Below are 22957 nucleotides of genomic sequence, written 5' to 3' on the forward strand. Positions count from 1 at the left end.
AGTCCCGGCGCATGCGCACCAGCCTGCGTGACGACCTGAAAACGGCCCTCAAGGCCCGGAACAACGTCGCCGTCGCGGCGCTCCGCTCGGCCTTGGCGGCGATCGACAACGCCGAGGCCGTGCCCGCGGACCGCTCACTGAGCGGCGGGAACGAACACGTCGCGGGTGCGGCGCTGGGCGTTGGCGCGGCGGAGGCGCAACGTCGTCGGCTCACCGAGGCCGACATGCGGTCGATCGTGGCGAACGAGGTGCGGGAGCGCTCGGTCGCGGCGGAGGAGTACGAGCAGGCCGGGCGCGACGACCTCGCCGAACGGCTCCGCGCGGAGGCCGCGGTGCTGAGCCGCCACCTGGGAACTCCCTGACGCATTTGCTGTTCCCGCAAACAGCGTTGCCGGATTTCGGACCGCGGGGCCATGTTGGTGTTCGGAGGTGGTCGAGATGACCGAACGACAAGCCGCGCGGGATCCCTTCTCGAACGAACTGGAAGCGCGCATCTGCGAACTCGTCATGGGAGACCGGCGTCATGGCATCTGAGGTGACCGGGCAGGAGTTCTGGGACGAGCGCTACGGCAGCCAGGACCAGCTGTTCAGCGGCGAACCGAACGGGGCGCTCGTCGCCGAAGCGGCCGACCTGCCGCCCGGGCAAGCGCTCGACGTGGGATGCGGCGAAGGCGCGGACGCGCTCTGGCTGGCCCGGCGCGGGTGGCAGGTCACCGCGGTGGACGTCTCGCGGGTCGCGCTGGAGCGCGCCGCCCGAGTCGCGGCGGGCGGTCCAGGAGTCTCCTGGACGCGTGCCGACCTGAACACAGCCGCCCCGCCGGCCGGGGCGTTCGACCTGGTGTCGGTGCACTACTTCCCGCTCGTGAAGCAGCCCGGGCACGCGGCCCTGCGCGGCTTGCTGGCCTCGGTCTCCCCGGGCGGCACGCTCCTGTTCGTCGGCCACGACATGACGGACATGCCGCCGGAAGCCGCGCACGGCTACGAGCCGAGCGAGTTCTACCAGCCCCACGAGATCGCCGAACTCCTCGACGGCGATTGGACCGTGCTGGTCGACGAATCCCGCCCGCGGAACCCCCCGTCGCCCGGCGGCCACACCCACGACACCGTCCTCCGGGCCCGACGTCTGCGGTGAGGTGCTCGTGGGTGTTCGTTCCGGTTCTTACCGGCACGAGCACTCACTGCCCTCCTCGGCGCATCGGGTCATTGTCCTATATGGACTAAGGGCAGATCGCGGCGTCGATGGTGGCGAACATGTCCCGGTGGATCTCAGGCGTGGCCGGGTTCAGGTTGGCCACGGCGGTGGCACCGCGGCCGTCGGTGGTCGCGGCGGACAGGGTGGTGAAGCCGATGATGTCGCCGCCGTGGCCCCAGAATTCGCCACCGCAGGACAGCGGCACGCTCGCCAGCCCGAGCCCGTAGTGCGCGCTCTTCCCCCCGAGAGCGGCCGGGACGGTGCGCTGCATCTCGGCGAGCTGCTCGGCAGGCAGCAGACGGCCTTCGAGCAGGGCCGCGAAGAAGCGGTTCAGGTCCCGCTCGGTCGACACCAGGGCGCCCGCGGCCCCGCCGATCGACGGGTCGAACTCGGTGAAGTCGATCAGCCCTGCGGGTGCCGGTGCGTAACCCCTCGGATGCGGCGTCGGGAGGATCTCGTCGCCGCGCTTCGGCAGGTACGTGTCGTGCAGGCCGAGCGGCCCGGTGATCCGCGCGGCGATCTCGGCGTGGATGCTGTGCCCGGTGACCCGTTCGACCAGCATTCCGGCCAGGACGTAGTTGGTGTTGGAGTAGGACCACTTCGCGCCCGGCGGGAACAGCGGCTGGTGCTGCATCGCGATGCCGACCAGTTCGGCCGGGTCGGCGCCGCGGTGGCGCAGCTGTTCGGGGTCGACGTCGAGGAAGTCCTGGAGGTAGTCGTAAAGCCCGCTGGTGTGCTGCAGCAGCTGGCGCACGGTGATCGCGTTGCCGTCGTTGCCGTTCCCGGCGATCACGCCCGGCAGGTACCGCTCGACCGGTGCGTCCAGTTCGACCTGGCCGTCGGCGACCAGTTGCAGCACGACGGTCGCGACGAACGACTTGGTGATGCTGCCGGCGCGGAACTGCCCGTCCTCCGGGAACGGCAGGCCGGTGCTCACGTCGCCGACGCCGCTGCGCACCGACCGGCTCGGCCCGGTTCGGTCGTGCGCGGTGACCTGCGCTCCGGGCACACCGTCCTGCGCGGTGAGCACGTCCAGCGCGCGCTGGACGTCTTGGTGCCCGGTCGCGGCCAGCGCAGGCGCGGTCGTCGTGGCGGTGAGCAGGAGGGCGAGGGTCGCCGCCGCGGTTATTCGCCTGCCAGGCTTGGAAGTGCGCATGTCGACTCCGATCTTTGACCTGCCGACACGCTAGGGATCGGCGCCGCGCGCGGGTATCGGGCAGATCCCGGAGTTCGGCTCAGGGCTTTCACCAATGCCGCAGCTGCTCGGAGCGTCACCGGAAGGACTTGTGCCATGATTTCGGCATGACGGTTCACCGAAAGGGCGATGCCGCGTAGGTCGCCGGACGCGTTGCGCGCCGAACGAGCGCACATTCCCGGAATGCGGCCGGCGGGCCGGATTCGCGGGGCCGGGCGTGGGCCCTGGTCGGAACTCGACCGGGTCGAGGCTCGCAGGTTTTTCTGGCTCATCCTGGTTTCCCACCCGCTCGACCGGTACCGGAGATTCGTGCGGCGGCCGGGCCGTTGGCGCTACATCCCGTCGTACGACTCACCCGGCAGTCCGGTCATGGCGCGTGACGAGCTGGAACGCGTGATGCCGAGGCTGTCTCCCAGGGCCCGAGCCGAGCTCCGCCGGGTGTTGGCTCCGCTGGACGAGGAGTTCCGACGGCGCACCATCCGGCGTCCGCGGGCGCCTGCCCTGAGCGAATGGCATGCCGAGGCGTGGTGGCGGCAGCGGATGGAGGAGTGACCGGATCGTTCGGTCCTAAGTGGACCGCTTGATCCGGTGGGCGTCGAGCAGGCTGAGCGGGGCGGAGGCTCGGCCTGACGGTCGCCCGGCGCGACGCGAAAGGCCGCGTCATCGTCGCGGTCCGGCTGGACGACTGACGAAGCGATGCGAAGGCAAGGGGCTTCGATCACGGATGGAGGCCTTGGCCACGGGGCGTCCTTTTTTGTGGGCAGGAGCAACTTCCCGGCGAGCGGAACGTCTTCTCGGATATGAACACCTATCGGTTCCGGAATGACTGGGACGCGACGAATCGCGGTGCCGGAAGACCACGCCGGAGGGGCCGCAAGATCTTCGCGGTCGTGGTGGTCCTGGTGCTGTTACCGGTGGTGTTCGGGGCCTGGCTGTGGTTCCACGTCGACTCCTCGATCCGGCGGGTCGACGCCTTCCCGGACTACCCGGGCCGCCCGGCGGCGGGCGCGGGCACGAACTGGCTGATCGTGGGCTCGGACAGCCGCGAGGGGCTGGATCCGGAGACGGCGGCCGGGCTGCACGTCGGCGATGCGGAGGGCCGGCGCACGGACACGATCATGATCGCGCACCTGCCGGACAACTCCACGGCCCCGACGCTGATCAGCCTCCCGCGCGACTCGCGGGTGCCGGTCCCCGGCCACGGGCGGGCGATGATCAACGCGGCCTTCGCGGAAGGCGGCCCGCAGCTGCTGGCGCAGACGGTGGAGCAGGCCACGGGCCTGCGCATCGACCACTACGCCGAGATCGGCTTCGGCGGGTTCGCGGAGATCGTCGAGGCGGTCGGCGGCGTCGAGATGTGCCTGGACCAGGAGATGCACGACACCAAGACCGGCCAGACGCTGCAGGCGGGCTGCCAGCGCTTGGACGGCGCGAACGCCCTGACCTTCGTCCGCATGCGCTACAGCGATGCGACCCCGCGTTCGGACCTGGACCGGGTCGCGAACCAGCGCAAGTTCATCGGCGCCCTGGCGCAGGAGGCGTCCAGCGCGACCACCCTGATCAACCCGTTCGCCACCTACGCACTGGCGGACGCGGGCGCCCAGGCGATGACGATGACCAGCGACGACGGCCCGAGCGACCTGCTGTCGCTGGCGTGGGCGATGCGCGGCATCTCCTCGGGCGCCGTGGTGACGACGACGGTCCCGGTGACCGACGGCACCGCGAAGAGCTGGGACAAGAAGAAGGCCACCGAACTCTTCGAGACCGTGAACGCCGACCAGCCCGTCCCGGAGGACCTGATCGTCGACTGAGCGCATACTCGTCGGATGTTCCCGGAACCCACGGATCCCGCGGCCTCGCGCGGCGAGGTGCTCCTCCGCTACCTCGACTTCTTCCGGGGCAGCGTGATCGACAAGGTGGCGGCCCTGCCGGATGCGGAGCTGCGATCCAGCCGGGTCCCGTCGGGGTGGACGCCGCTGGAACTGGTCAAGCACCTGACCTTCGCCGAAAGGCGCTGGATCGAATGGGGATTCGAGGGTCGTCGGTTCGAAAACCCGTGGGGTGACAGGACGAACGGCCGCTGGCACGTGGCCCCGGAGGAAACCCGCGACGATCTGGTGGCGGCCCTCCGCGACCAGGGACGGCGAACCTCCGAAGTCGTGGCGATCACGCCCCTGGAGAAGGCGGGCGAGCCGGGACCGCGCTGGAAGGGCGCGGAACCGGCGACCCTGGAAAGGGTGCTGCTGCACCTCGTCCAGGAATACGCCCGTCACCTGGGCCAGCTCGACATCGTCGTGGAACAGGCCGGCGGACCGACCGGCGAGTGAAGGGCCGTGTACACTTTCTGTTGCTGTATCAGCAGAAAGTGCACACGGGTCTCCCGCGGCCTCAGCGGCGCGGCGGCTTCATCTGCAGCGGGACACCGATGAGGTTCAGCGCGTTGATCAGCGCGACCTGGGCGACCAGGTGACCGAGCTCGGCCTCGTCCGGGAACGCCTTGCGCAGCGCCTCCCACTGGTCGTCGCCGATGTGCTCGCGGCGGGTGGCCGCCTCGGCGTAGCCCAGCGCGGCCCGCTCCCGCTCGTCGTAGAGCTCCGACTCCTGCCACACGGCCAGCTGGAGGAGCCGGTCCTCGGTCTCGCCGATCCGGCGCGCCTCCCGGCCGTGCATGTCGACGCAGAAGACGCAGCCGTTGATCTGCGAAACCCGGATCTTGACCAGCTCCCGCACCTTGTCGTCCAGCGGCCCCTTGCGGAGCGCGGCGTCGGCGTCCTTGAAGCCCTTGTAGGGCTCCGGTGCTGCTTCGCCGAGGTTCAGACGTGCCATCGTTGTCTCCCTGTGGTTCTGGGCTGTCACCAGGGAGACGAGCGGGCCTACTCGGATGTGACCGCCTTGAGGTGGGCGAGCTTCCGCGGGTTGAGCACCCGCCGATAGGCGACGATCCGGCCATCGGCGAACCCGAACGTGTCGACGGAGTGGATCCCGCCTTCGCGGTGGAGCACCAGCGCCGGCTCGCCGCCGATCTCGACGATGTCGATGCGGTCGGCCCGCCACCGGCGACCCACCCGGACCAGGACCTCGGCGATGCGCCGACCGCCGAGTATGGGCACGCGGGCCGCGCTGACCTGCCCGCCGCCGTCGGTGAGGTAGACGGCATCGGGATGCATCAGCTCGACCAGCGCGGCGAGGTCCCCGGTCTCGTAGGCGGCGCGGAACGCGATGACCAGGCGATCCAGCTCGGCGCGCGGCACGTCCGGCGCGCTGCCCCTCGCCTCGGCGACCCGGTGCCGCGCCCGCGAGGCCAGCTTCCGGGCGGCGGGCACCGAGCCGCCCAGCACCTCGGCGATCCGCGCGAACTCCAACCCGAACACGTCGTGCAGCACGAGGGCCACCCGCTCCGGCGGGCTCAGCTCCTCCATGATCAGCAGCATCGCGGAGCCGACCGACTCGTCGACGAGCACCGGCTCGGCGGCATCCGGCCCGGTCAGCAGGGGTTCCGGCAACCACGGCCCGAAGTAGCTCTCCCGCTGCACCCGGGCGGACTTGAGGATGTCGTACGACCGCCGCGCGGCGACGGTGACCAGCCAGGCCCGCAGGTCGTCGACGCCGCCCAGGTCCGCCGCGGCGGCCCGCAACCACACGTCCTGCACGACGTCCTCGGCATCGGCGACGCTGCCGAGCAGCCGGTAGGCCACGCCGAAGACGGCAGGCCGGTGCTCCTGCCACTCCGCCCCCAACCGCTCGCCGCGTCCGCCACCCATGCAGATCCTCCTGAACTGAGCCTTACCCGTAAAAATTCAATCATTAACTCTTTTGGTCTAATGATTATTACGCCAAGTAGTCCAGTAATGTTCTCCGCATCCGCTGCGGCGGACGTTCATCCGGAAACTTCCCGGATCTTATTGGGTAGGCGCACCTCGGCCTGCACTCCCCGATGCCCAGCGCGCTCGCGCACAGTTCTGATCGAAAGGTTGCGGAAGTTGTTGGCCAAACTCACCCGTCGCGTCCTGCTCGCCACTGCCCTGACCGCCGGAACGATGGCGACGGTCGCGGCGGTGGCCCCGGCCCAGGGCGAAACCCCCAGCACGGTCCGGCTTTCGCTGGACAACGGCCGCGGAGCGGCGCTCGGCAACGCGGTCCTGACCTGCCACCCGGCGGGCGGCACGCACAAGAACGCGGCGAAGGCGTGCAGCGACCTGGACGCGGTCGGGGCGGATTTCCGCCTGATGACGGCGAAGCCGGCGATGGCCTGCACCCTCCAGTACGAGCCGGTCACGGCGAAGCTGGAGGGGAACTGGCGCGGGCGGTCGGTGAGCTTCACCGAGACCTACCCGAACAGCTGCGTCCTCACGGTCGAGACCGGGGTCGTCTTCGACTTCTGAGCCGCTAGCCGAAGTCCTTGGTCAGCCAGCGATCCGGCCGGACGCCCTCGGGCTCGCTGGCCGCGTTGCCGCCCCGAGGTCCAATTCGACAGGCGGGTAGCGGCTGCCGAATCGACGCACGTACTCCGGTCGCGTCGAACGACCGGAGTACGCTGCTGTCCGTCTAAAAAGGAGGGTGCGGGATGTCGCTGATCGAGTGGGCGGACTTCGAGAAGGTAGAACTGCGCGTGGGCACGATCGTGCAGGCGAAGCCGAACGAGAAGGCGCGCAAACCGGCATACGTGCTGACGGTCGACCTCGGCGAAGAAATCGGGTGGAAGACGTCGAGCGCGCAGATCACGGACCACTACGAACCGGAAGACCTGATCGGCCGCCAGGTGTTGTGCGTGTGCAACTTCGAGCCGAAGCGAATCGCTGGAGTGAAGTCCGAAGTACTGGTAACGGGAGCCCACGACGAGCAGAACAGCGTGGTCCTAGCGGGCTTCGACCACCAGGTCCCCAACGGCACCCGCCTCCTCTGACCGGGCCACCCCGGCGTCCCGGGCAACCCGCCGAGCCCACAGAAGACCAAACCTACTCACGAGTAACACAACAGGGCAACAAGCCGACCAGGCGAAGAACGCCGAGGAAGCAACCTCCTCGCGCTCCATGCCCAAGGTGCGACGATCAACCCCGTAGCAGGTGAGGGGACCGCTGGTCGGCCGGTTGTGCTGTGATTCGGGCATGGAGTTCGAAGACGCGGACGAGATGCGGCGGTTGTGCATCGAGCGACTCGGGGATGCGGCAGGCCGGCAGTTCGCGAGCTTGGCGAGGCGCGGGTTCCGCCTCGAACCGGTGGGCGATGACGAACCGGCCGGCCACTGCCGCATCGGCGGCTCAGCGTTGCTGGAGCCGGGCGAGGAATGGCCGGCCTACGAGGGAATTCCGCTGTCGCTGTACGCGGTCCTGGATCTCGACGAGCTGGTGCCGTGGCTAGGAGACCAAGCGCCACCGGTCCGGGGCCTGCTCAACTTCTTCCTGCTCGACCCGAACCTGCCCTACGAGGCCTACCAACACCTGAAACGCGACAGCACCGAAGCATGCCGGGTGGTGCTGGCAGATCCGGCCAAAGCAGTGGAAACCACGGCGCCGGAACGGGCGACGAGTTACCCGCGACGCCCGGTCCGGGCGGTCGAGGTGACGATGCTCCCGGACTGCTGGGACGTGCGGGACGAAGACGTCGAGTTCGACGAGCGCGTGCACTACGGAGCGGAATCGCTGATCCTCACGGAATTCGAGGAAATCGACGGGAACAGCGCAGAAGGTCATCGAGCCTTCGGCTGGCCAGGCCTGTCTCACGCCTCAAGCGTGATGCGGAGAGAAGAGCCCCACGTCCACCTGCTCCAACTAGCGGAAGACGAGGCCTGGAGCTGGGGAGAAGCAGCAATCCAGTACTTCACGATCCCGGCCGGAGCATACGAAAAGGGCGACTTCACCAAAGCCGAGAACAACACACGCAACTGCTGACTCGGTCGGCGGTCGGGCGGTGGCCGGCGCGTGAACGGCCGCCATGACCCGCACGCCACCGTCAGGTCTGAGCTCGCTGGACACTCGCCTGCGCGAAGTTGAGCTGATGAGCGGATTCGTGCGACGGCCGGAAGGCCTAGCCTCGGAACATGGGGGACGGTCGCGACGAGGACGAGAGCGTCGAGAACGAGATTTCTGGGGGAACCTTCGAAGGGCCGGTGTCACAGATCGGTCGTGTCAGCGGCGACTACACGATCAATTGGAAATCACCGAAAACCGACGAAGAGGCCTCGTTCGACGCCGAGTACATGGCCTACATGCGGGCGCGGATGGCGGCTGATGTAGCCGCGCAGCGCAGGCGCAGGACCGCGTCCACCATCCGGGCCCTAATCATCGTCGGAGCTGTCGTCACCGTGCTCGTCCTCGGGTTGGAAAACCCGACGGCGGGCATCGTCGCTGCGGTCTGCGCGATCGTCGTGATCGGCTTGCTGCTGCCGTCCAGGAAAGGGTGAACCGTGGCCGGAATGCTGTTCCTGCTCATCATCGTCGTGGGCGGCGTGGCGCTGGCTCGGCTGGGGAAGGCCGCAGGCTGCGGGCCGGTCGGGATCGGGCTGTTGGTGATCTTCGGCCTCGCGGCGATCTTCGGATTCCTGGAGGCAGCTGACCTCATGGACTGAACCGGCCTCGCGGCCAAGGACGGTGCTTCACTTCCAGCGCTGTCTTCCGGCCTTGATGTTGCGCCGAATTCGTCGATTACAAGGCTCCCAGCTCCGAGCGGATGACGGGAATCGAACCCGCGTTCTCAGCTTGGGAATCAGGCGGACAGTCGGACGACTGCCGCTGGGAGCCCTGTCCGTTGGGCTATCCGGGGCATCGCCGGTTTCGATCGGCGGCTGGGGGTGGCCGTCGTGTCCACGGGCACGGACTGGCAGGTCGGCATCGACGCGAATGGCGTCGTGTGATGGCGATCACTCGCAGGGGCTGAATCCTTTGACCCACGTACCGACTCTTGTAAGGGCCGGGACACGCCCGGCGCTGGAGGAGGTTGCCGTGAGTGTCGTCGTAGTCCAGGCCGGTCCCGCGTGGGTGGGGAGCTAGACATGGCTGAGGCCAGTTGGCCCCGGGAGTCTTTGATCGTTGCCGCACAGGGCGGGGATCCTGTCGCCGTCGCTGCCCTGGTGTCGGATTCGCACCCGCACGTGCAGCGCTTCGCGCGCTCTCTGTGTGCTTCGCCGGAGGACGCGGAGGACTCCGTGCAGGAAGCGCTGATCATTCTGTACCGCAAGATCGGCACTCTGCGGGCCTCCGGTGCGCTCGTGTCGTGGATGTTTCGGATCGTGCGCAATGAATGCCTGCGCCGGGTCCGCCGGGCGTTGCGCGGCGACGTCCTAGTGCCTCTCGGCACGATGGTTTCGGCGGAGGACGACGTCATGCAACGGCTGGAGGCGCAACGGGTTGCTGCAGCGGTCGCCGAGTTGCCCGCGGACCAGCGTCGCGTCCTGATCATGCGGGACATCCAGGGCTATTCGGGCCGGGCAGTCGCCGCCGCGCTCGGCCTGAGCACGCCCGCGATGAAGTCCCGTCTGCATCGGGCCCGGGCGACGGTCCGCCAGTTGCTGCAAGACCCGAGCCTCCTCGAGCAACACGATCGATAGCCATCCGCGGTGTTGTGCCTCGCCACCCGATCCATTCCCGAACTTCTGTCGCTGCACGTCCGCCGACCGAGTCGCTCGGTACCCGAGCGGTCACACCTCACGAGGAGCCCCCATGCTCGAAACCGGATCCACCGCCCCTGACATCGCACTGGAGGACACCGCCGGGCATGCCGTCCGCCTCGCGGACTACCACGGCACGGACAACGTGCTGCTCTACTTCATGCGCTCGACTACCTGTCCCGTCTGCAACAGCCACGTCAAAGACCTCGCCGGGCGTGCCGCCGATCTGACGGCTGCCAACGTGCGCGTCCTGGTTGCGGTCCCTGAAGGTCGAGCCGAAGCAGCGGCCTGGCAAGCGAAGCGCGAGCTGCCGTTTCGTGTGGTTACCGGCCAGCGCGGCACGCCGCACGAGGCCGTCGGGCTGATGAAGAAGTTGTTCGGTGCCATCCAGCAGTCCGGCAGCCTGCTGATCGACCGGGACGGAGTCGTGCGCCACACCCATGTGGCGACCATGCCCACCAACAGCTACGACAAGAAAGGCATCGCCAAGGCCATCAACGACCTGCCGACCACCGGTCCGCTCGGTTAACCCGAGGTGGCACCCAACACCGGGTGGCGCCATAGAGTCCCGTACCGGTAGGTCCGAACTCGGGGTCGGCGTTGCGGGCTGCGCAGTTGGTTCGTGCTGACCAGCATTTTGAGCATTAGGCGCGGCGGTGCGCTGGTCCGGCAGCCGAATTGATGGGTAACGAAAAGGCTGGTCGGTGAGCAGGCCGGGAACGCTCTATCCGAAAGGAGCCGGCAAAGGGTGACCACCGCGCCGTGGGGGGGTTTGGGGGGCTCGGCCCCCCATGTAAAGGCGAGGAGCCCTGTGTCCACGAATTCCGTGGACACAGGGCTCCCAGCTCCGAGCGGATGACGGGAATCGAACCCGCGTTCTCAGCTTGGGAAGCTGATGTTCTACCATTGAACTACATCCGCGTACCTCATCGGCTCTCCCGACGAGCTCCGTCAGCCTAACACGGTGGGGCGCGAAGATCATCACCGGGTTGCCGATACGCTGGGGGCGTGTTGCTGAGTGACCGGGACCTGCGCAAAGAGCTCGATGAAGGCCGCCTCGAACTTGATCCGTTCGAAGCCGCCATGATCCAGCCGTCGAGCATCGACGTCCGGCTGGATCGCTTCTTCCGGGTCTTCGACAACACCCGGTACACCCACATCGATCCGTCGAAGCAGCAGGACGAGCTGACGTCGCTGGTGGAGACGCCCGACGACGATCCGTTCGTGCTGCACCCGGGCGAGTTCGTGCTCGGGTCGACCTTCGAGTCGGTGCGGTTGCCCGATGATCTGGCCGGCCGGCTGGAGGGCAAGTCTTCGTTGGGCCGGCTGGGGTTGCTGACGCACTCCACCGCCGGGTTCATCGACCCCGGGTTCACCGGGCACATCACCCTCGAACTGTCCAACGTGGCCAATCTGCCGATCACGTTGTGGCCGGGGATGAAGATCGGTCAGCTGTGCCTGTTCCGGTTGTCGAGCCCCGCGGACTTCCCGTACGGCTCGAAGGAGGCGGGGTCGCGCTACCAGGGGCAGCGCGGGCCGACGCCGTCGCGGGCGTACCTCAACTTCCGGCGCACCGACACCCGTCGCTGAGCATCGCCACCGCCTCGGCGGTCGCGCGAACATCGCCGAACGACCGGTAGATGGTGTGCAGCGTGGCGTTGTGGTCCGCGTCGCGGCCTGCCGCGTTGGCGTCCGCGACCATGATCACGCGCAAGCCCAGGGTGCTCGCGTCGCGGGCCGAGGATTCGCAGCAGACGTTGGTGACCGTGCCTCTCCGGCGTGTCCATGTCGGGGCTCCTGAGTTGACACGTGATCACGACAGGTAATCATCTCGACACGCGCCGGGTGGCATTTTCCCTGGTGGTGTCTGTTTCGTGTCGCGTTGTCCCGGGTTGTGGTGACAGTGAGCTAGTTCACCCTGAATCGAGTAAGCAAGATGGGGATTCAGAATTTACGATCCCCCTCGCCCGGCGTTCTGGAACGATCCCGCAACGGGGCGGGGTCGGCGAGCGGGCAGCAGGAGTACTCGATGTCCGCATTGCAGTCGCGCGCCTCGGGCACTGCCAACGAGAACCTCGGGCACGTCGTGATGATCGCCGGGGCCGCGGCGCTCGGCGGGTTCCTCTTCGGCTACGACACCTCGGTGATCAACGGCGGCGTGGACGCCATCCAGCAGCACTTCAACGTCGGTTCCGCGTTGACCGGCCTGACCGTTTCCTCGGCGCTGCTGGGTTCCGCGGTGGGCGCCGGGATCGCCGGCGGGTTGGCCGACCGGGTCGGCCGGATCCGGGTCATGCAGCTGGCCGCGGTCCTGTTCATCATCAGCGCCGTCGCTTCGGCCGTGCCCTTCGCGATCTGGGACCTCGCCATCTGGCGGGTCGTCGGCGGCGTCGCCATCGGCATCGCGTCGGTGATCGCGCCCGCCTACATCGCCGAGGTCGCGCCCGCCGCGTACCGCGGGCGGTTGGGGTCCTTGCAGCAGTTGGCGATCGTGCTGGGGATCGCCGTTTCGCAGCTGGTCAACTACGCCCTGGCGCAGGCCGCCGGGGGCAGCGCTTCCGGGATGCTCGGGCCGTTGCAGGCCTGGCAGTGGATGCTCGGGGTGGCCGCGATCCCCGCGGTGATCTACCTGGTGGTGGCTTCGACGATTCCCGAGTCGCCGCGGTACCTGGTCGCGGTCGGCAAGGTCGACCGGGCGCGGGAGATCCTGGCGCAGGTCGACTCCGGTGATCCGGACGCGAAGGTCGCCGAGATCAAGGCGGCGCTGGGCGGCGAGCGCAAGCCGCGGCTGAGCGATCTGCGGGGCCGGTTCGGGGTGCTGCCGATCGTGTGGGTCGGGATGGCCATCGCGGCGTTGCAGCAGTTCGTCGGGATCAACATCATCTTCTACTACTCGTCGTCGCTGTGGCACTCGGTGGGCATCGACGAGAGCAGTTCCCTGCTGCTGAGCCTGTTCACGTCGATCGTGAACATCGTCGGCACGTTCGTCGCGATCGCGCTGGTCGACAAGATCGGCCGCAAGCCGCTGCTGGTGATCGGTTCGCTCGGGATGGCCGTGTCGCTGGCCGTGACCGGGTGGGCGTTCAGCTTCGCCGAGGTCGTCGGCGAGGAGGCGCACCTGCCGTTCCAGTGGGGTGCTGTCGCGCTGGTGTCGGCGAGCGCTTTCGTGTTGTTCTTCGCCGCCTCGTGGGGCGTGGTGATGTGGGTGCTGCTGGGCGAGATGTTCCCGGCGCGCATCCGGGCCGCCGCACTGGCGGTCGGCACCGCTACGAACTGGATCGCGAACTGGCTGGTGACGGTGAGCTTCCCGAGCATGCGGGACTGGAACCTGCCGGTCACCTACTTCATCTACGCCGCGTTCGCGCTGATCTCGGTGGTGTTCGTGGTGAAGTACCTGAAGGAGACCAAGGGGCGCTCGTTGGAGGAAATGGGCAGCTGACCTGGTCCGATGTTCGAGGGGCGTCCCCGGTGGGGGCGCCCCTCGAAATTTTTTCCGCGGGTTCGGGAACAAAGCCGGGGCGTTGCGCGTATCTAGTACCGTACAACGTACGAAGGAGCGTGCATGGCCTCTCGCGACATCACCCGGTTCCGCCTCGACATCCCGCAGCACGACCTGGACGACCTCCGGGCGCGGCTGGCCCGCGTCCGCTGGGCCGACGAGGTGCCCGGGCAGGGCTGGAGCTACGGCCCGCCGCTGGGCTACCTGCGGGAGTTGGCGGAGTACTGGCGCAGCGGCTACGACTGGCGGGCGCAGGAGGCGCGGCTGAACGAATTCCCGCAGTACACCACCGAAATCGACGGCGAGAACATCCACTTCCTGCACGTCCGGTCGTCCCGGCCGGACGCGCTGCCGCTGCTGATCACGCACGGCTGGCCCAGTTCGATCGCCGAGTACCTGGACGTCATCGGGCCGCTCGGCGAGTCGTTCCACCTGGTCATCCCGTCGCTGCCGGGATACGGCCTGTCCGGGCCGACGCGCTCGGTCGGCTGGGGCGCCGGCCGGGTCGCGCGGGCCTGGGCCGAGCTGATGAGCCGGCTCGGCTACGAGCGGTACGGCCTGCAGGGCGGCGACTGGGGCACGTGGATCTCCCGCGAGCTGGCGATCCTCGCGCCGGACAACGTGATCGGCCTGCACACCAACGGGATGATCACGTTCCCGGGCGGCGATCCGGCGGAGATGGCCGGGCTCACCGAGGCCGACCACGCGCGGATGGGCGCGTGGCAGCGCTACACCGACGAGCTGTACGGCTACAAGCTGATCCAGTCGACGAAGCCGCAGGCGTTGGCGTACTCGCTGGCGGACTCGCCGATCGGGCTGCTGGGCTGGATCGTCGGCGTGCTCAAGGAGTGGACCGACTGCGAGGACACCCCGGAGGACGCCATCGATCGCGACCGCATCCTGACGACGGTGATGCTGTACTGGCTCACCAACACGGCGGGTTCGGCGGCTCGGTCCTTTGTGGAGACTCCGGACAACTCCTCGAAGGCGGAAGAGGAAGGCGTCATCGCGGAGCTGCAGAACGGCACCGTGCCGCACGGCGTCGCGGTGTTCCCGAAGGACATCCTCGCGCCGGTCCGCCCGTTCGCGGAGCGCATCAACAACATCGTGCGCTGGACGGAGTACGGCCGCGGCGGAACGTTCCCGGCGATGGAGCAGCCGGACCTGTACGTCCGCGACGTCCAGGAGTTCTTCGCGTCGTTGCGCGGCTGACGTACCGGGGTCGTGAGTGTTTTGTGCTGCTATAGCAACCAAAAACACTCACGACCCGAACCGGCGGGCGGGATTCGGGCCCTACGATTCCGGCTTGTGGAGATGGAAGAACGGTTTTCGCGGCTCCGGGCCGAAGCCGAAGCGGGGGATGCCGCTGCCGCGCGGGAGTTCGGCCGGCTCAGCTGCATCCTGCCGGTGGCAGCGGAGGCAGACGACTTCAAGGAATACTGGCCCGGGGAGCCTTGGTTGCGCGCCGCGCTGGCCGCGGACCGGGGTGACCGCGTCGCGGCCAACCTGCTGGCGGCACGCCTCGTCCAGCAGATCGACTTCATGCAGCAGACGGATTCCGCACTGGACGAGGACGACGACGTCGATGAGGCAATCGCCGCTCGCGGCGACGAGGCGGCGGAGCTGTACGGCCGGGTCCTGGCCGCTGATCCGGACGACCCGGGCGCCCGCGCCGGCCTGGCCGTGCTGCGGGAAGTGGTAGACGGCGAGGACTCGGAGCCGCAGGGGGACGCCTACAGCTACTACCTCGTCGAGCTCGATTCGGTCAGCGGCTCTTCCGGGTTCTACGAAGAACTGGTCGCCACCGATGCCGACGAGCTGCGCTGGGCCTGCGACCACTGGTTCCGGCGCGTCGACGGTCAGAAGGGCTTCACGCTCGTGCCCGTCGTCTCGGGCGAACGCGGGAGCTCGATCAGCCTCGACGAGGTGTGCGTCGACGGCGCCACGGATTGGGGCGCGGTCGACATCCCGCCGCTCAGCGGCGAGCTGCTCCCAGTCGGCTGCCCGGCGAGTTCCGACGGACTCCGCTACCACTACGGCTACACGCTGAACATCTGCCTGTGACGGCCTTTTCCGCGTCAGCCGAGCGCCTGCCGCACGAGCGCTTCGGCGGCGGCGCGGGTGATCGATGCGGCTGAGGATTCGCCGGCGATCGAGTAGCTCACGATGGCGCCCTCGTGCAGGCTCAGCAGCTGCACGGCGAGATCCTCCGGGTTCTTGGCGCCGGCTTCGGCGAGCAGGTCGCGGAACAGGTCTCGGAGCCACTGCTTCTCGGCGACGATCAGCTGTCGCCCCGGGTGGTCGGGCTCGGGGAGTTCGGCGAAGGCGTTGACGAAGCTACATCCCCTGCTGCTCTGCGGGAGCCATTCGGGGAGCACGTCGAACGGCACCAGCGCGCGCCGGACCGGGTCGGCCTCGGCGTCCAGGCGGGCTTCGACGAGCTCGCGCCAGCGCCGGTCGCGCGCCTTCAGATAGGTCACGAGCAGGCCGTCCTTCGACCCGAAGCGGTCGTAGAGGGTCCGCTTGGTGACACCGGATTCGGCCGCGATGGTGTCGACGCCGACGGCGTTGATTCCTCGCGAGTAGAACAGCTCGGCTGCGACGTCGAGGATGCGCTTGGCGCCCGGTGTCAGGCGCACCTCATCGCCTGCGGTCGCGGACATCGGCCGACCCCCTTGTGTTCACAGGTCTGTGTACCTTACGGTTCGGATCGAACTTCACAGATCAGTGTAGAGGGGGATTCATGGCACGGGTGCTGCGGCGGCTGGGCTCGTTCATCCGCGACTTCGGCTCTGGAATGCACGCAGGTCACGGCATTCGCCACGGGGTGCGCCCGACTCCCGGGCGCAAGGATTCTTCGTGAACGCCGGGTCGGCCGAGTGGCGGCTGGGCGGTGCCGCGATCGCCATGATCGGCGTGTCCTACGGCTTCGCCCGCTACGGGTACGGATTGTTCGAACCCCAGATCCGCGAGGTGTTCGGCCTTTCGGTGGGAGCGTCCGGGGCGATCGCCAGCGGCGCCTACCTCGGCTACGCGCTCGCGCTGGGCGCCGTCGGAATGCTCGCCGATCGGCTGGGGCCGCGGCCGCTGGTGATCGCCGCCGGGGTATCGGCCGCACTGGGAATGGCGTTGGTAGTGCTGGCGGAGCAGCCGTGGCAGCTGCTCGCCGGCGTGACCGTGGCCGGGGCCAGCTCCGGTTTCGCCTGGTCCCCGTACTCCGACGCCGTCGATCAGCTGGTCGCCCCCGCCCGCCGCCCCGCCTTGCTCGCCGCGATCCCGAGCGGAACCGCGTTCGCGATCACCGCGGCCGGGGGTCTCGCGCTGTCCGGAGTCGGCACGTGGCGCGGGGCTTGGACTGCGTTCTGCGGCATCGCGGTGCTCGCCACCGCCTGCAACGCGTGGCTGCTGCGCGGCACGAAACCCGCACCGCGCATGGCGGGCCGCACGTCGTTGCGGTTCTTCCTGCGTCCGGGCACGGCCGCGCTCTACTCGACGGCGCTGTCCTACGGCGTCGTCGGCGCGGTGTACTGGACGTTCGCGGTGGCCGCGATATCAGGAGCCGCGGAGGCGACCGCGGGCTTGGTGTTCTGGACCCTGCTCGGAATCGCCGGAATCACGGCCATCGGCGCCGGGCGGGTCTTCGCCCGGCTCGGACTGCGGCGGTCCCACGCACTGCTGTTCAGCGCGCTCGGCGTCGCGACCGCCCTGATCGCCGCAGCCCCGGGCTGGTGGCCCGCGATCGGGATCTCCGCGATCGCCTACGGCTTCGCCTTCATGGCCACGTCGGGCCTCCTCGCGGTCTGGAGCTACCGCGTCTTCCCGGACCGGCCGGCCGTCGGATTCACCGCGACGGTCCTGTTCCTCGGGGTCGGCGCCATCATCGGACCGGTGTTGTTCGGGGCGCTCGCCGACCTGTGGAGCCTCCGGGCGGTGCTGTTGCTCGCGGCTGCCGTCGCGATGGCGACCCTCGGCGCGGGGCCTCGCCGGACGGCGGCGCTCATCCACCGGCAAGTCGCCGAGCACCAGCCTGAGCAGAATGTTCCTGGGCGGGAAGCCGAGCGGTGAGATCGCGAACGGGACCGTGAGCGGTTCGTGCTGCTATGGCAACGCAAAACGCTCACGACCCCGTGGCGGCCTTCCGGGTGGTCAGGCGGGCCAGATCTGGTGGGCGGCGGTCAGGGCTGCCGCCTGGTACTGCGGCAGCTGCTTGCCCTCCACCACCACCTCCAGCGGCCACTTCTCCTTCAGCGCCACCCACAGCCGCGAGGACAGGCCCGCGTACGCGCTGAGCTCGTCCGTGCCTTCGGCCACCTGCAGTACGTACACCCACGCCGCCGCGTCCTGGGCTCCCGCGAGCGGCTCGCGCCAGGCGCGGCGCAGGCGGTGACCGCCGTGGCGCGGGGCGTCCGTCGACAGGACGATGTCCGCTCGGCTCGGGTCGGGCGCGTCCGCGGGGCCGGCCGGGCTGAAGCGGTACTGCAGCGGCGGAACCGCGTCGATGACCGGCACGTCGTCCAGGTCCGGGTTGCCCGGGTCGTCCAGGGTGGCGCGGATCAGGTCCTGCTCCTCGCGGGTGATGCCGACGCCCTCGCCCGCCAGGTTGAGCAGGAGCGTCGATTCGGCCAGGTCCGACTCGCCGGCGGCGTACTGGTCGCGCACGACTCCCAGGGTGTCGTCGGACAGTCGGCCCGCGAGCCGCGCGCACACGTCGGTGACCGCGGCGTAGGTCTTCACATCCATGGCGCTCACTTCTTCTTCTGGTAGTCGCCGAGTTCGGTCCTGGTCACGTTGCCCTCGGCGTCCTGGACGACCCTGACTATCTTGTCGCCCTTCGGGCCCTCCCACGTCCAGCTGCCGTCACCGCCGACGTCGGGGTGACTGTAACGAGGCGGGTCGCTCACCGGCACGCCCTTCGGCTGCGGGTTCGGTGCGGGCGGGTTGGTGATCACGCCGGGGTCGGCGCTGTTCGGCGGGTACGCGGTGCGGATTTCGCCGTCGGCGAGCACGGTCGTCTTGACGGTGACGCCGTCGACCGTGCCGGTGTAGTCGTAGGCCCACACCTTGTTGCCGTTGACGTCCTTGGTCAGGTACGGGCCCTTCGCCGGCGGCCCCTGCTGCGTGACCTGGTGCGACGCGTCGAGGATCTTCGGCCCATCCCAGCTCTGGGGGAACTCGGTCTTCTTCGAGAGCCCGGTGCCCGCGATGTGGCCGCCCTGCCGGCCACCGTCGCCCCCGACGATGTGCGCCTCGGAGGCGTCGCTGTGGTGGATGTCGTCCGCTTTGGGCGGGGCGGTCGGCTTGGGCGGCGGAGTGGGCTTGTTCGACGGCGGGTTGGTGGGGTTGTTCGGCTGCTTGCCGCCGGAGCCTCCCGGGCGGCCGTTCTGCGCGGCTTGGGCGGTGGCCTGCTGCGCGCTGGAGATGCCCTTGCCCGCGTCGATGCTGCCGTGCTTCTGCGGGGGTTTTCCGGTGGTGCCACCGTCTCCGCCGTCCCCGTGCGGATTCTTGGGTTTCGCCATGGACGCCTACTCGTCGAGGAGCTTGGTGAGGTTGGTGAGGCTGGTGATCAGCGACGTGGTGTAGGTGAGGATCCGCGCGGCCCACTTGACCACCGCCGCGGCGATCTGCGCGGCGACGACCGGGATCGTCACCACGAAGACGGCCTCCACCGCCCACACGATCACCCTGGCCACCAGGTCGGCGATCAGGTCGCGGACGATCTCGCGGGTCTGCTCCACCAGGCCGCCCGCGCCTTCGGTGGCCGCCGCCATCGCTGCCGAGATCGCGGCCAGGCCCCCGATGGCCTCGACGTTGTTGGCCATCATGCCGCGGTAGGCGTCCGAGGCCGCGCCGGTCCAGTCGGGCAGGTCGTCCTTGAGGTGCGCTTCGAGATCGGTGGCCATGGCGCCCAGCTCGGTGGCCATGTTGTTCCAGGTCTTGGCCTGGGACTGGACCACGTCCGGCGCGCCGGTCAGCTCGTCGAGCATCTCCCGCAGCGGCTCGAAGTACTCCATGGCCCAGCCCAGGCCGTTGGACAGCAGCGCGCTGATCGGGTCCAGCGCGCTCGCCGCGACCTCGACCGCCAGGCCCGCGCCGGCCAGCGCGTCGTCGACCCAGCCCTCGGACTTGATCGCGTCGGCCAGGCCCTCGATGCTGTCCGCGAGCCCGGCGCCGGTCCACGCCTCGCGGGACGACCCGACCGGGGCGACCAGTGACTTGTCGGTCATGGCATTTCCCCGCCGCTCGAACGGATCAGGCCGGCGTGCTCCTCGTCGAGGGCTTGGTAGTCGTCGCCGCTGGCGCGCAGCTCCTCGGAGAGGAGCGAGAGGTTCTCCTCCACGTACGCGATCAGCTCGTCCTGCTTGGTGTGCCGGCCCTCAAGGACGCCGGAGATCCAGCCGCACAGCAGCCCGTACGCCTGGTCGTCCTGCACGATGTTCGCGCTGGCGGACTTCACCGCGGCGAACCGGTCCTTGATCGCGTCCACGTTGGCCGCGTGCGAGCGCAGCTGCTCGATGTTGACGTTGTACCCGTCGCCCATGCTCACCACCGCTCGCGGTGGGTGTTGATCTCGTAGCCCTCGTCGTAGTCCTCGGCGTCGGGGGCGGCGGGTTCCGGAGCCGGACCGGTGCGCAGGTGCCGTTCCACGCTGTCCGCGATCGCCCGCGCCGCGGGCGATTCGGTGCCCACCGTGTCCGCGATGATCTCCTGGGACTGGTCGGCCAGCTTGTTCTTCGCGACGCCGAGCGTGGCCATGATCGCCTGCGCGACGACGTCCGGCGCCACCCGCTGGATCCGGCTGGTCAGCTGCAGGCCCACGAGCGCGCCGGTCGAGTCGACCGTGACCTCCGCCAGCCCGTTCGGGTCGCTCGCGGTGGCGCGGACCTGCTGCAGCCGGTCGCTCATCGTCTGGGTGTCCGCGGCCAGCTTGTCGATCCGGCCCTTCCAGGCGGCCAGGCGCTCGCGTGCGCCGTCCGGATCGAGGATGTTGCCGTCCATGTTTCTCCGATTCCGCCAAGTGGCGCATTGCTCCGGGGGAGTTTAAACAGCGCGGCGGCGGCGCAGTCGGCTCGCGTTCGAAAGTGGTTGGCATCACGCGTTTCTCGATGCCGAGCCGGAAAGGACGAAGGGCACTTCCCGCCGATCGAATCGACGGGAAGTGCCCTTCGTCTTGGAGGACTCAGCTACCGGTGGGCGCCGCGTCTGCCGTGTCCGATGTGGACGTCTCGCCGCGTTTGACCGCCGACAGCAGCAGCTGCGCGACGTCGACGACCTCGACGGACTCGGAGGCGACCTTCTCGCTCTGGCGGGCGGTGAGGCCGTCGGAGAGCATCACCTTGCAGAACGGGCAGCCGGTGGCGATCTTCGTCGGCGCGGTCCCGAGCGCCTCGTCGACGCGTTCGACGTTGATGCGCTTGCCGATGCGCTCTTCCATCCACATCCGCGCCCCGCCCGCGCCGCAGCACATCGAGCGGTCCGCGTGCCGCGGCATCTCCCGGAACGTCGCCCCCGACGCCCCGACCAGGTCACGCGGCGGCGTGTAGACCTTGTTGTGCCGCCCCAGGTAGCAGGGGTCGTGGTAGGTGACGTCCTCGGCCACCGGCGCCACCGGCACCAGCCGCTTCTCCCGCACCAGCCGGTTCAGCAGCTGGGTGTGGTGCACCACCTCGAAGTCCCCGCCCAGCTCCGAGTACTCGTTCGCCAGGCTGTTGAAGCAGTGCGCACAGGTGGCGACGATCTTCCGCTTGCCGCGTTCGCGGCCCTCGAACACGCTGTTGAGGACCTCGACGTTCTGCTGCGCCAGCATCTGGAAGATGAACTCGTTGCCCGCCCGACGGGCCGGGTCACCGGTGCAGGACTCCTCCGGCCCCAGCACCGTGTAGGACACCCCGGCCAGGTGCAGCAGCTCCGCCACCGCCCGCGTGGTCTTCTTCGCCCGGTCCTCGAACGCCCCCGCGCACCCGACCCAGAACAAGTACTCCACGTCGTCGGCGAGCTCGCCGTCGAACACCGGCACCTCGAAGTCCAGGCCCTCGGTCCACGCCAACCGGTCCTTGGCGTTCTGGCCCCACGGGTTGCCCTTGTTCTCCAGGTTCTTGAACATCCCGCCCAGCTCGGTCGGGAAGTTCGACTCGATCATCACCTGGTAGCGGCGCATGTCGACGATGTGGTCCACGTGCTCGATGTCCACCGGGCACTGCTCCACGCACGCCCCGCAGCTGGTGCAGGACCACAGCACGTCCGGGTCGATGACGCCCATTTCCTCGGGGCCGCCGATCAGCGGGCGCTCCGCCTCGGCCAGCGCGAGCACGTTGATGCCCGCCAGCTTGGCCTCGGCGTCGTCGCCGGTGATGCCGACCTCGTCACCGGCCATGTCCTTGCGGCCACCGGCCAGCAGGTACGGCGCCTTCGCATACGCGTGATCCCGCAGCGAGGTGATCAGCAGCTTCGGCGACAACGGCTTCCCGGTGTTCCACGCCGGGCACTGGGACTGGCACCGACCGCACTCCGTGCAGGTGGTGAAGTCCAGCCAGCCCTTCCAGGAGAAGTCCTCGATCTTGCCCGCACCGAAGACGTCGGTGTCCGGGTCGGCCTCCTCGAAGTCCAGCGGCTTGCCCGCCGACATCATCGGCTTCACCGCGCCCAGCGCGACACCACCGTCGGCCTCGCGCTTGAAGTAGATGTTGAAGAACGCGCTGAACCGGTGCCAGGCGATGCCCATCGTCATGGTCCTGGAGATCACGATCAGCCAGATCGTGGCGCTCATCAGCTTGATGAAGGCGAAGAACGAGACGAGGTTCGGGCTGGCGGGCAGCAGGGAGCCGATCGGGCCGGAGGCGAACTCCGCCCACAGCGGCATCTCGTGCACGCCCAGCGCGGACTTCGCGGCGCGGACGCCGAGGATGCCCACGCCCTCGATCAGGACCACGGCCTCGATGAAGTAGGCCCAGGCGAAGTTCGAGCCCTGGAAGCGGGAGACCCGGCCGGCGCGGCGCGGGTGGTTGCGCTGGCGGATCACGATCAGCACCAGGATGCCGACCACGGTGCCGACGCCGAGGATCTCCATCAGGAGGTGGAAGATCGCGAGGTCGTCCAGGATCGGCCAGCCCCAGGTCGGTACGAAGACCTCGCCGTAGGCCTCGAACAGCGCCAGGGAGCCGATCAGGAAGCCCCACATGACCAGCCAGTGCCAGATCCCGACGTTGCGGAACTTGTTCATCCGCGTGTGGGCGGCGAACTCCTTGACCATGGTGGCCAGGCGGGCCATGACGGGGCCGTTTCGGGTACCGTCCGGCTGCCCGAGGCGGATGATGCGCACGAACTTGGCGATCGTCGCGGCGAACATGCCCCAAGCGACGATGCCGAGCACGACAGCGATCCCGCCGAGCGTGATCTGTACAGCGCCCATTGGTTCGGGTGCCTTTCCTCCGGGGGCGGTGGTGTGAGCAGCGTACGCCGTGTTACTCACCG

27 protein-coding genes, 1 tRNA gene and 1 pseudogene are annotated in these 22957 nt (G+C 68.9%); 17 read left to right on the plus strand and 12 right to left on the minus strand.

Annotation, left to right across the window (positions count from 1 at the left end; translation table 11 throughout):
* The first annotated feature begins 11 nt into the window (after positions 1–11).
* Positions 12–362, plus strand: coding sequence for a GatB/YqeY domain-containing protein (locus AB0H93_RS32225; RefSeq protein WP_358577732.1), 351 nt, complete (start codon positions 12–14; stop codon positions 360–362).
* Positions 363–523: 161 nt separating this feature from the next.
* The gene (locus AB0H93_RS32230; protein WP_358577734.1) at positions 524–1132 is read left to right on the plus strand and encodes a class I SAM-dependent methyltransferase; all 609 of its coding nucleotides are present in this window, start codon (positions 524–526) and stop codon (positions 1130–1132) included.
* 85 nt (positions 1133–1217) lie between these two features.
* Here AB0H93_RS32230 and AB0H93_RS32235 read toward each other — a convergent pair whose 3' ends face one another.
* Positions 1218–2348, minus strand: a complete 1131-nt coding sequence (locus AB0H93_RS32235; RefSeq protein WP_358577737.1) for a serine hydrolase domain-containing protein — start codon at positions 2346–2348, stop codon at positions 1218–1220.
* 408 nt (positions 2349–2756) lie between these two features.
* On the opposite strand from AB0H93_RS32235, the gene AB0H93_RS32240 reads away from it, so the two are divergent.
* From AB0H93_RS32240 to AB0H93_RS32250, 3 genes are all read left to right on the plus strand, one after another.
* Positions 2757–2939 carry a hypothetical protein gene (locus AB0H93_RS32240; RefSeq protein ID WP_358577739.1) on the plus strand — a complete coding sequence of 61 codons (183 nt, stop codon included), beginning with the start codon at positions 2757–2759 and terminating at the stop codon, positions 2937–2939.
* 338 nt (positions 2940–3277) lie between these two features.
* Positions 3278–4198 carry an LCP family protein gene (locus tag AB0H93_RS32245; RefSeq protein WP_358577741.1) on the plus strand — a complete coding sequence of 307 codons (921 nt, stop codon included), beginning with the start codon at positions 3278–3280 and terminating at the stop codon, positions 4196–4198.
* 15 nt (positions 4199–4213) lie between these two features.
* Positions 4214–4714: a DinB family protein gene (locus AB0H93_RS32250; protein WP_358577743.1), complete on the plus strand. Its 501-nt coding sequence runs from the start codon at positions 4214–4216 to the stop codon at positions 4712–4714.
* A 61-nt stretch (positions 4715–4775) separates the two neighbouring features.
* Here AB0H93_RS32250 and AB0H93_RS32255 read toward each other — a convergent pair whose 3' ends face one another.
* Both AB0H93_RS32255 and sigJ read right to left on the minus strand, forming a co-directional pair.
* A complete protein-coding gene (locus AB0H93_RS32255) occupies positions 4776–5213 on the minus strand; it encodes a carboxymuconolactone decarboxylase family protein (RefSeq protein WP_358577746.1) in 438 nt (145 codons plus the stop codon).
* Between the two features lie 47 nt (positions 5214–5260).
* A complete protein-coding gene (sigJ, locus tag AB0H93_RS32260; protein WP_358577749.1) occupies positions 5261–6148 on the minus strand; it encodes an RNA polymerase sigma factor SigJ in 888 nt (295 codons plus the stop codon).
* A gap of 219 nt (positions 6149–6367) precedes the next feature.
* Here sigJ and AB0H93_RS32265 point away from each other — a divergent pair, with 219 nt between their 5' ends.
* The 7 genes from AB0H93_RS32265 (at position 6368) to AB0H93_RS32295 (ending at position 10519) form a co-directional block, all read left to right on the plus strand.
* Entirely contained in the window at positions 6368–6769 is a 402-nt protein-coding gene (locus AB0H93_RS32265; protein WP_358577752.1) for an SSI family serine proteinase inhibitor, read from the plus strand.
* Between the two features lie 182 nt (positions 6770–6951).
* Positions 6952–7290 (plus strand): tRNA-binding protein, encoded by a 339-nt coding sequence (locus AB0H93_RS32270; protein ID WP_358577755.1) that lies wholly within the window; start codon positions 6952–6954, stop codon positions 7288–7290.
* Between the two features lie 202 nt (positions 7291–7492).
* The gene (locus AB0H93_RS32275) at positions 7493–8275 is read left to right on the plus strand and encodes a DUF1963 domain-containing protein (protein WP_358577757.1); all 783 of its coding nucleotides are present in this window, start codon (positions 7493–7495) and stop codon (positions 8273–8275) included.
* Positions 8276–8424: 149 nt separating this feature from the next.
* Positions 8425–8787, plus strand: a complete 363-nt coding sequence (locus AB0H93_RS32280; RefSeq protein WP_358577760.1) for a hypothetical protein — start codon at positions 8425–8427, stop codon at positions 8785–8787.
* Positions 8788–8790: 3 nt separating this feature from the next.
* Positions 8791–8952 carry a hypothetical protein gene (locus tag AB0H93_RS32285; protein ID WP_358577763.1) on the plus strand — a complete coding sequence of 54 codons (162 nt, stop codon included), beginning with the start codon at positions 8791–8793 and terminating at the stop codon, positions 8950–8952.
* A 423-nt stretch (positions 8953–9375) separates the two neighbouring features.
* A complete protein-coding gene (locus AB0H93_RS32290; RefSeq protein ID WP_358577766.1) occupies positions 9376–9930 on the plus strand; it encodes a sigma-70 family RNA polymerase sigma factor in 555 nt (184 codons plus the stop codon).
* A gap of 112 nt (positions 9931–10042) precedes the next feature.
* On the plus strand, positions 10043–10519 hold the full coding sequence (locus AB0H93_RS32295) for a redoxin domain-containing protein (RefSeq protein WP_358577769.1): 477 nt from the start codon (positions 10043–10045) through the stop codon (positions 10517–10519).
* A gap of 321 nt (positions 10520–10840) precedes the next feature.
* Here AB0H93_RS32295 and AB0H93_RS32300 read toward each other — a convergent pair.
* Positions 10841–10911, minus strand: a tRNA-Gly gene (locus AB0H93_RS32300).
* Between the two features lie 87 nt (positions 10912–10998).
* Here AB0H93_RS32300 and dcd point away from each other — a divergent pair.
* On the plus strand, positions 10999–11580 hold the full coding sequence (gene dcd / locus AB0H93_RS32305; RefSeq protein WP_358577772.1) for a dCTP deaminase: 582 nt from the start codon (positions 10999–11001) through the stop codon (positions 11578–11580).
* On the opposite strand, the pseudogene AB0H93_RS32310 reads toward dcd, so the two are convergent.
* A pseudogene (locus AB0H93_RS32310) lies at positions 11549–11749 on the minus strand (isochorismatase family protein); the annotation flags it as partial. The gene dcd and the pseudogene AB0H93_RS32310 sit on opposite strands and share 32 nt — an antisense overlap.
* Before the next feature lie 270 nt (positions 11750–12019).
* Between AB0H93_RS32310 and AB0H93_RS32315 the strand changes: the two are divergent.
* From AB0H93_RS32315 to AB0H93_RS32325, 3 genes are all read left to right on the plus strand, one after another.
* Complete coding sequence (locus AB0H93_RS32315) at positions 12020–13429, plus strand: sugar porter family MFS transporter (protein WP_358577775.1); 1410 nt, start codon at positions 12020–12022, stop codon at positions 13427–13429.
* Between the two features lie 123 nt (positions 13430–13552).
* Positions 13553–14701: an epoxide hydrolase family protein gene (locus tag AB0H93_RS32320; protein WP_358577778.1), complete on the plus strand. Its 1149-nt coding sequence runs from the start codon at positions 13553–13555 to the stop codon at positions 14699–14701.
* Between the two features lie 96 nt (positions 14702–14797).
* Positions 14798–15553, plus strand: coding sequence for a hypothetical protein (locus AB0H93_RS32325; protein WP_358577781.1), 756 nt, complete (start codon positions 14798–14800; stop codon positions 15551–15553).
* 14 nt (positions 15554–15567) lie between these two features.
* On the opposite strand, the gene AB0H93_RS32330 is transcribed toward AB0H93_RS32325, so the two are convergent.
* Positions 15568–16152, minus strand: coding sequence for a TetR/AcrR family transcriptional regulator (locus AB0H93_RS32330; RefSeq protein WP_132481953.1), 585 nt, complete (start codon positions 16150–16152; stop codon positions 15568–15570).
* A 196-nt stretch (positions 16153–16348) separates the two neighbouring features.
* Here AB0H93_RS32330 and AB0H93_RS32335 point away from each other — a divergent pair, with 196 nt between their 5' ends.
* Complete coding sequence (locus AB0H93_RS32335; RefSeq protein WP_358577785.1) at positions 16349–17554, plus strand: MFS transporter; 1206 nt, start codon at positions 16349–16351, stop codon at positions 17552–17554.
* An 81-nt stretch (positions 17555–17635) separates the two neighbouring features.
* On the opposite strand, the gene AB0H93_RS32340 is transcribed toward AB0H93_RS32335, so the two are convergent.
* From AB0H93_RS32340 to AB0H93_RS32365, 6 genes are all read right to left on the minus strand, one after another.
* A complete protein-coding gene (locus tag AB0H93_RS32340) occupies positions 17636–18229 on the minus strand; it encodes a hypothetical protein (RefSeq protein WP_358577865.1) in 594 nt (197 codons plus the stop codon).
* 5 nt (positions 18230–18234) lie between these two features.
* The gene (locus AB0H93_RS32345) at positions 18235–19005 is read right to left on the minus strand and encodes an EndoU domain-containing protein (protein WP_358577788.1); all 771 of its coding nucleotides are present in this window, start codon (positions 19003–19005) and stop codon (positions 18235–18237) included.
* 6 nt (positions 19006–19011) lie between these two features.
* Positions 19012–19713, minus strand: a complete 702-nt coding sequence (locus AB0H93_RS32350; RefSeq protein ID WP_358577790.1) for a hypothetical protein — start codon at positions 19711–19713, stop codon at positions 19012–19014.
* A complete protein-coding gene (locus tag AB0H93_RS32355; protein ID WP_358577792.1) occupies positions 19710–20027 on the minus strand; it encodes a type VII secretion target in 318 nt (105 codons plus the stop codon). The genes AB0H93_RS32350 and AB0H93_RS32355 overlap by 4 nt, the downstream gene beginning before the upstream one ends.
* Positions 20028–20029: 2 nt before the next feature.
* Entirely contained in the window at positions 20030–20485 is a 456-nt protein-coding gene (locus tag AB0H93_RS32360; protein WP_358577795.1) for a YbaB/EbfC family nucleoid-associated protein, read from the minus strand.
* A 181-nt stretch (positions 20486–20666) separates the two neighbouring features.
* The gene (locus AB0H93_RS32365; RefSeq protein WP_358577798.1) at positions 20667–22895 is read right to left on the minus strand and encodes a (Fe-S)-binding protein; all 2229 of its coding nucleotides are present in this window, start codon (positions 22893–22895) and stop codon (positions 20667–20669) included.
* Between the last annotated feature and the right edge of the window lie 62 nt (positions 22896–22957).

This window comes from Saccharopolyspora sp. NPDC050642, from assembly GCF_040654735.1.
Classification (GTDB): Bacteria; Actinomycetota; Actinomycetes; order Mycobacteriales; family Pseudonocardiaceae; genus Saccharopolyspora; species Saccharopolyspora elongata.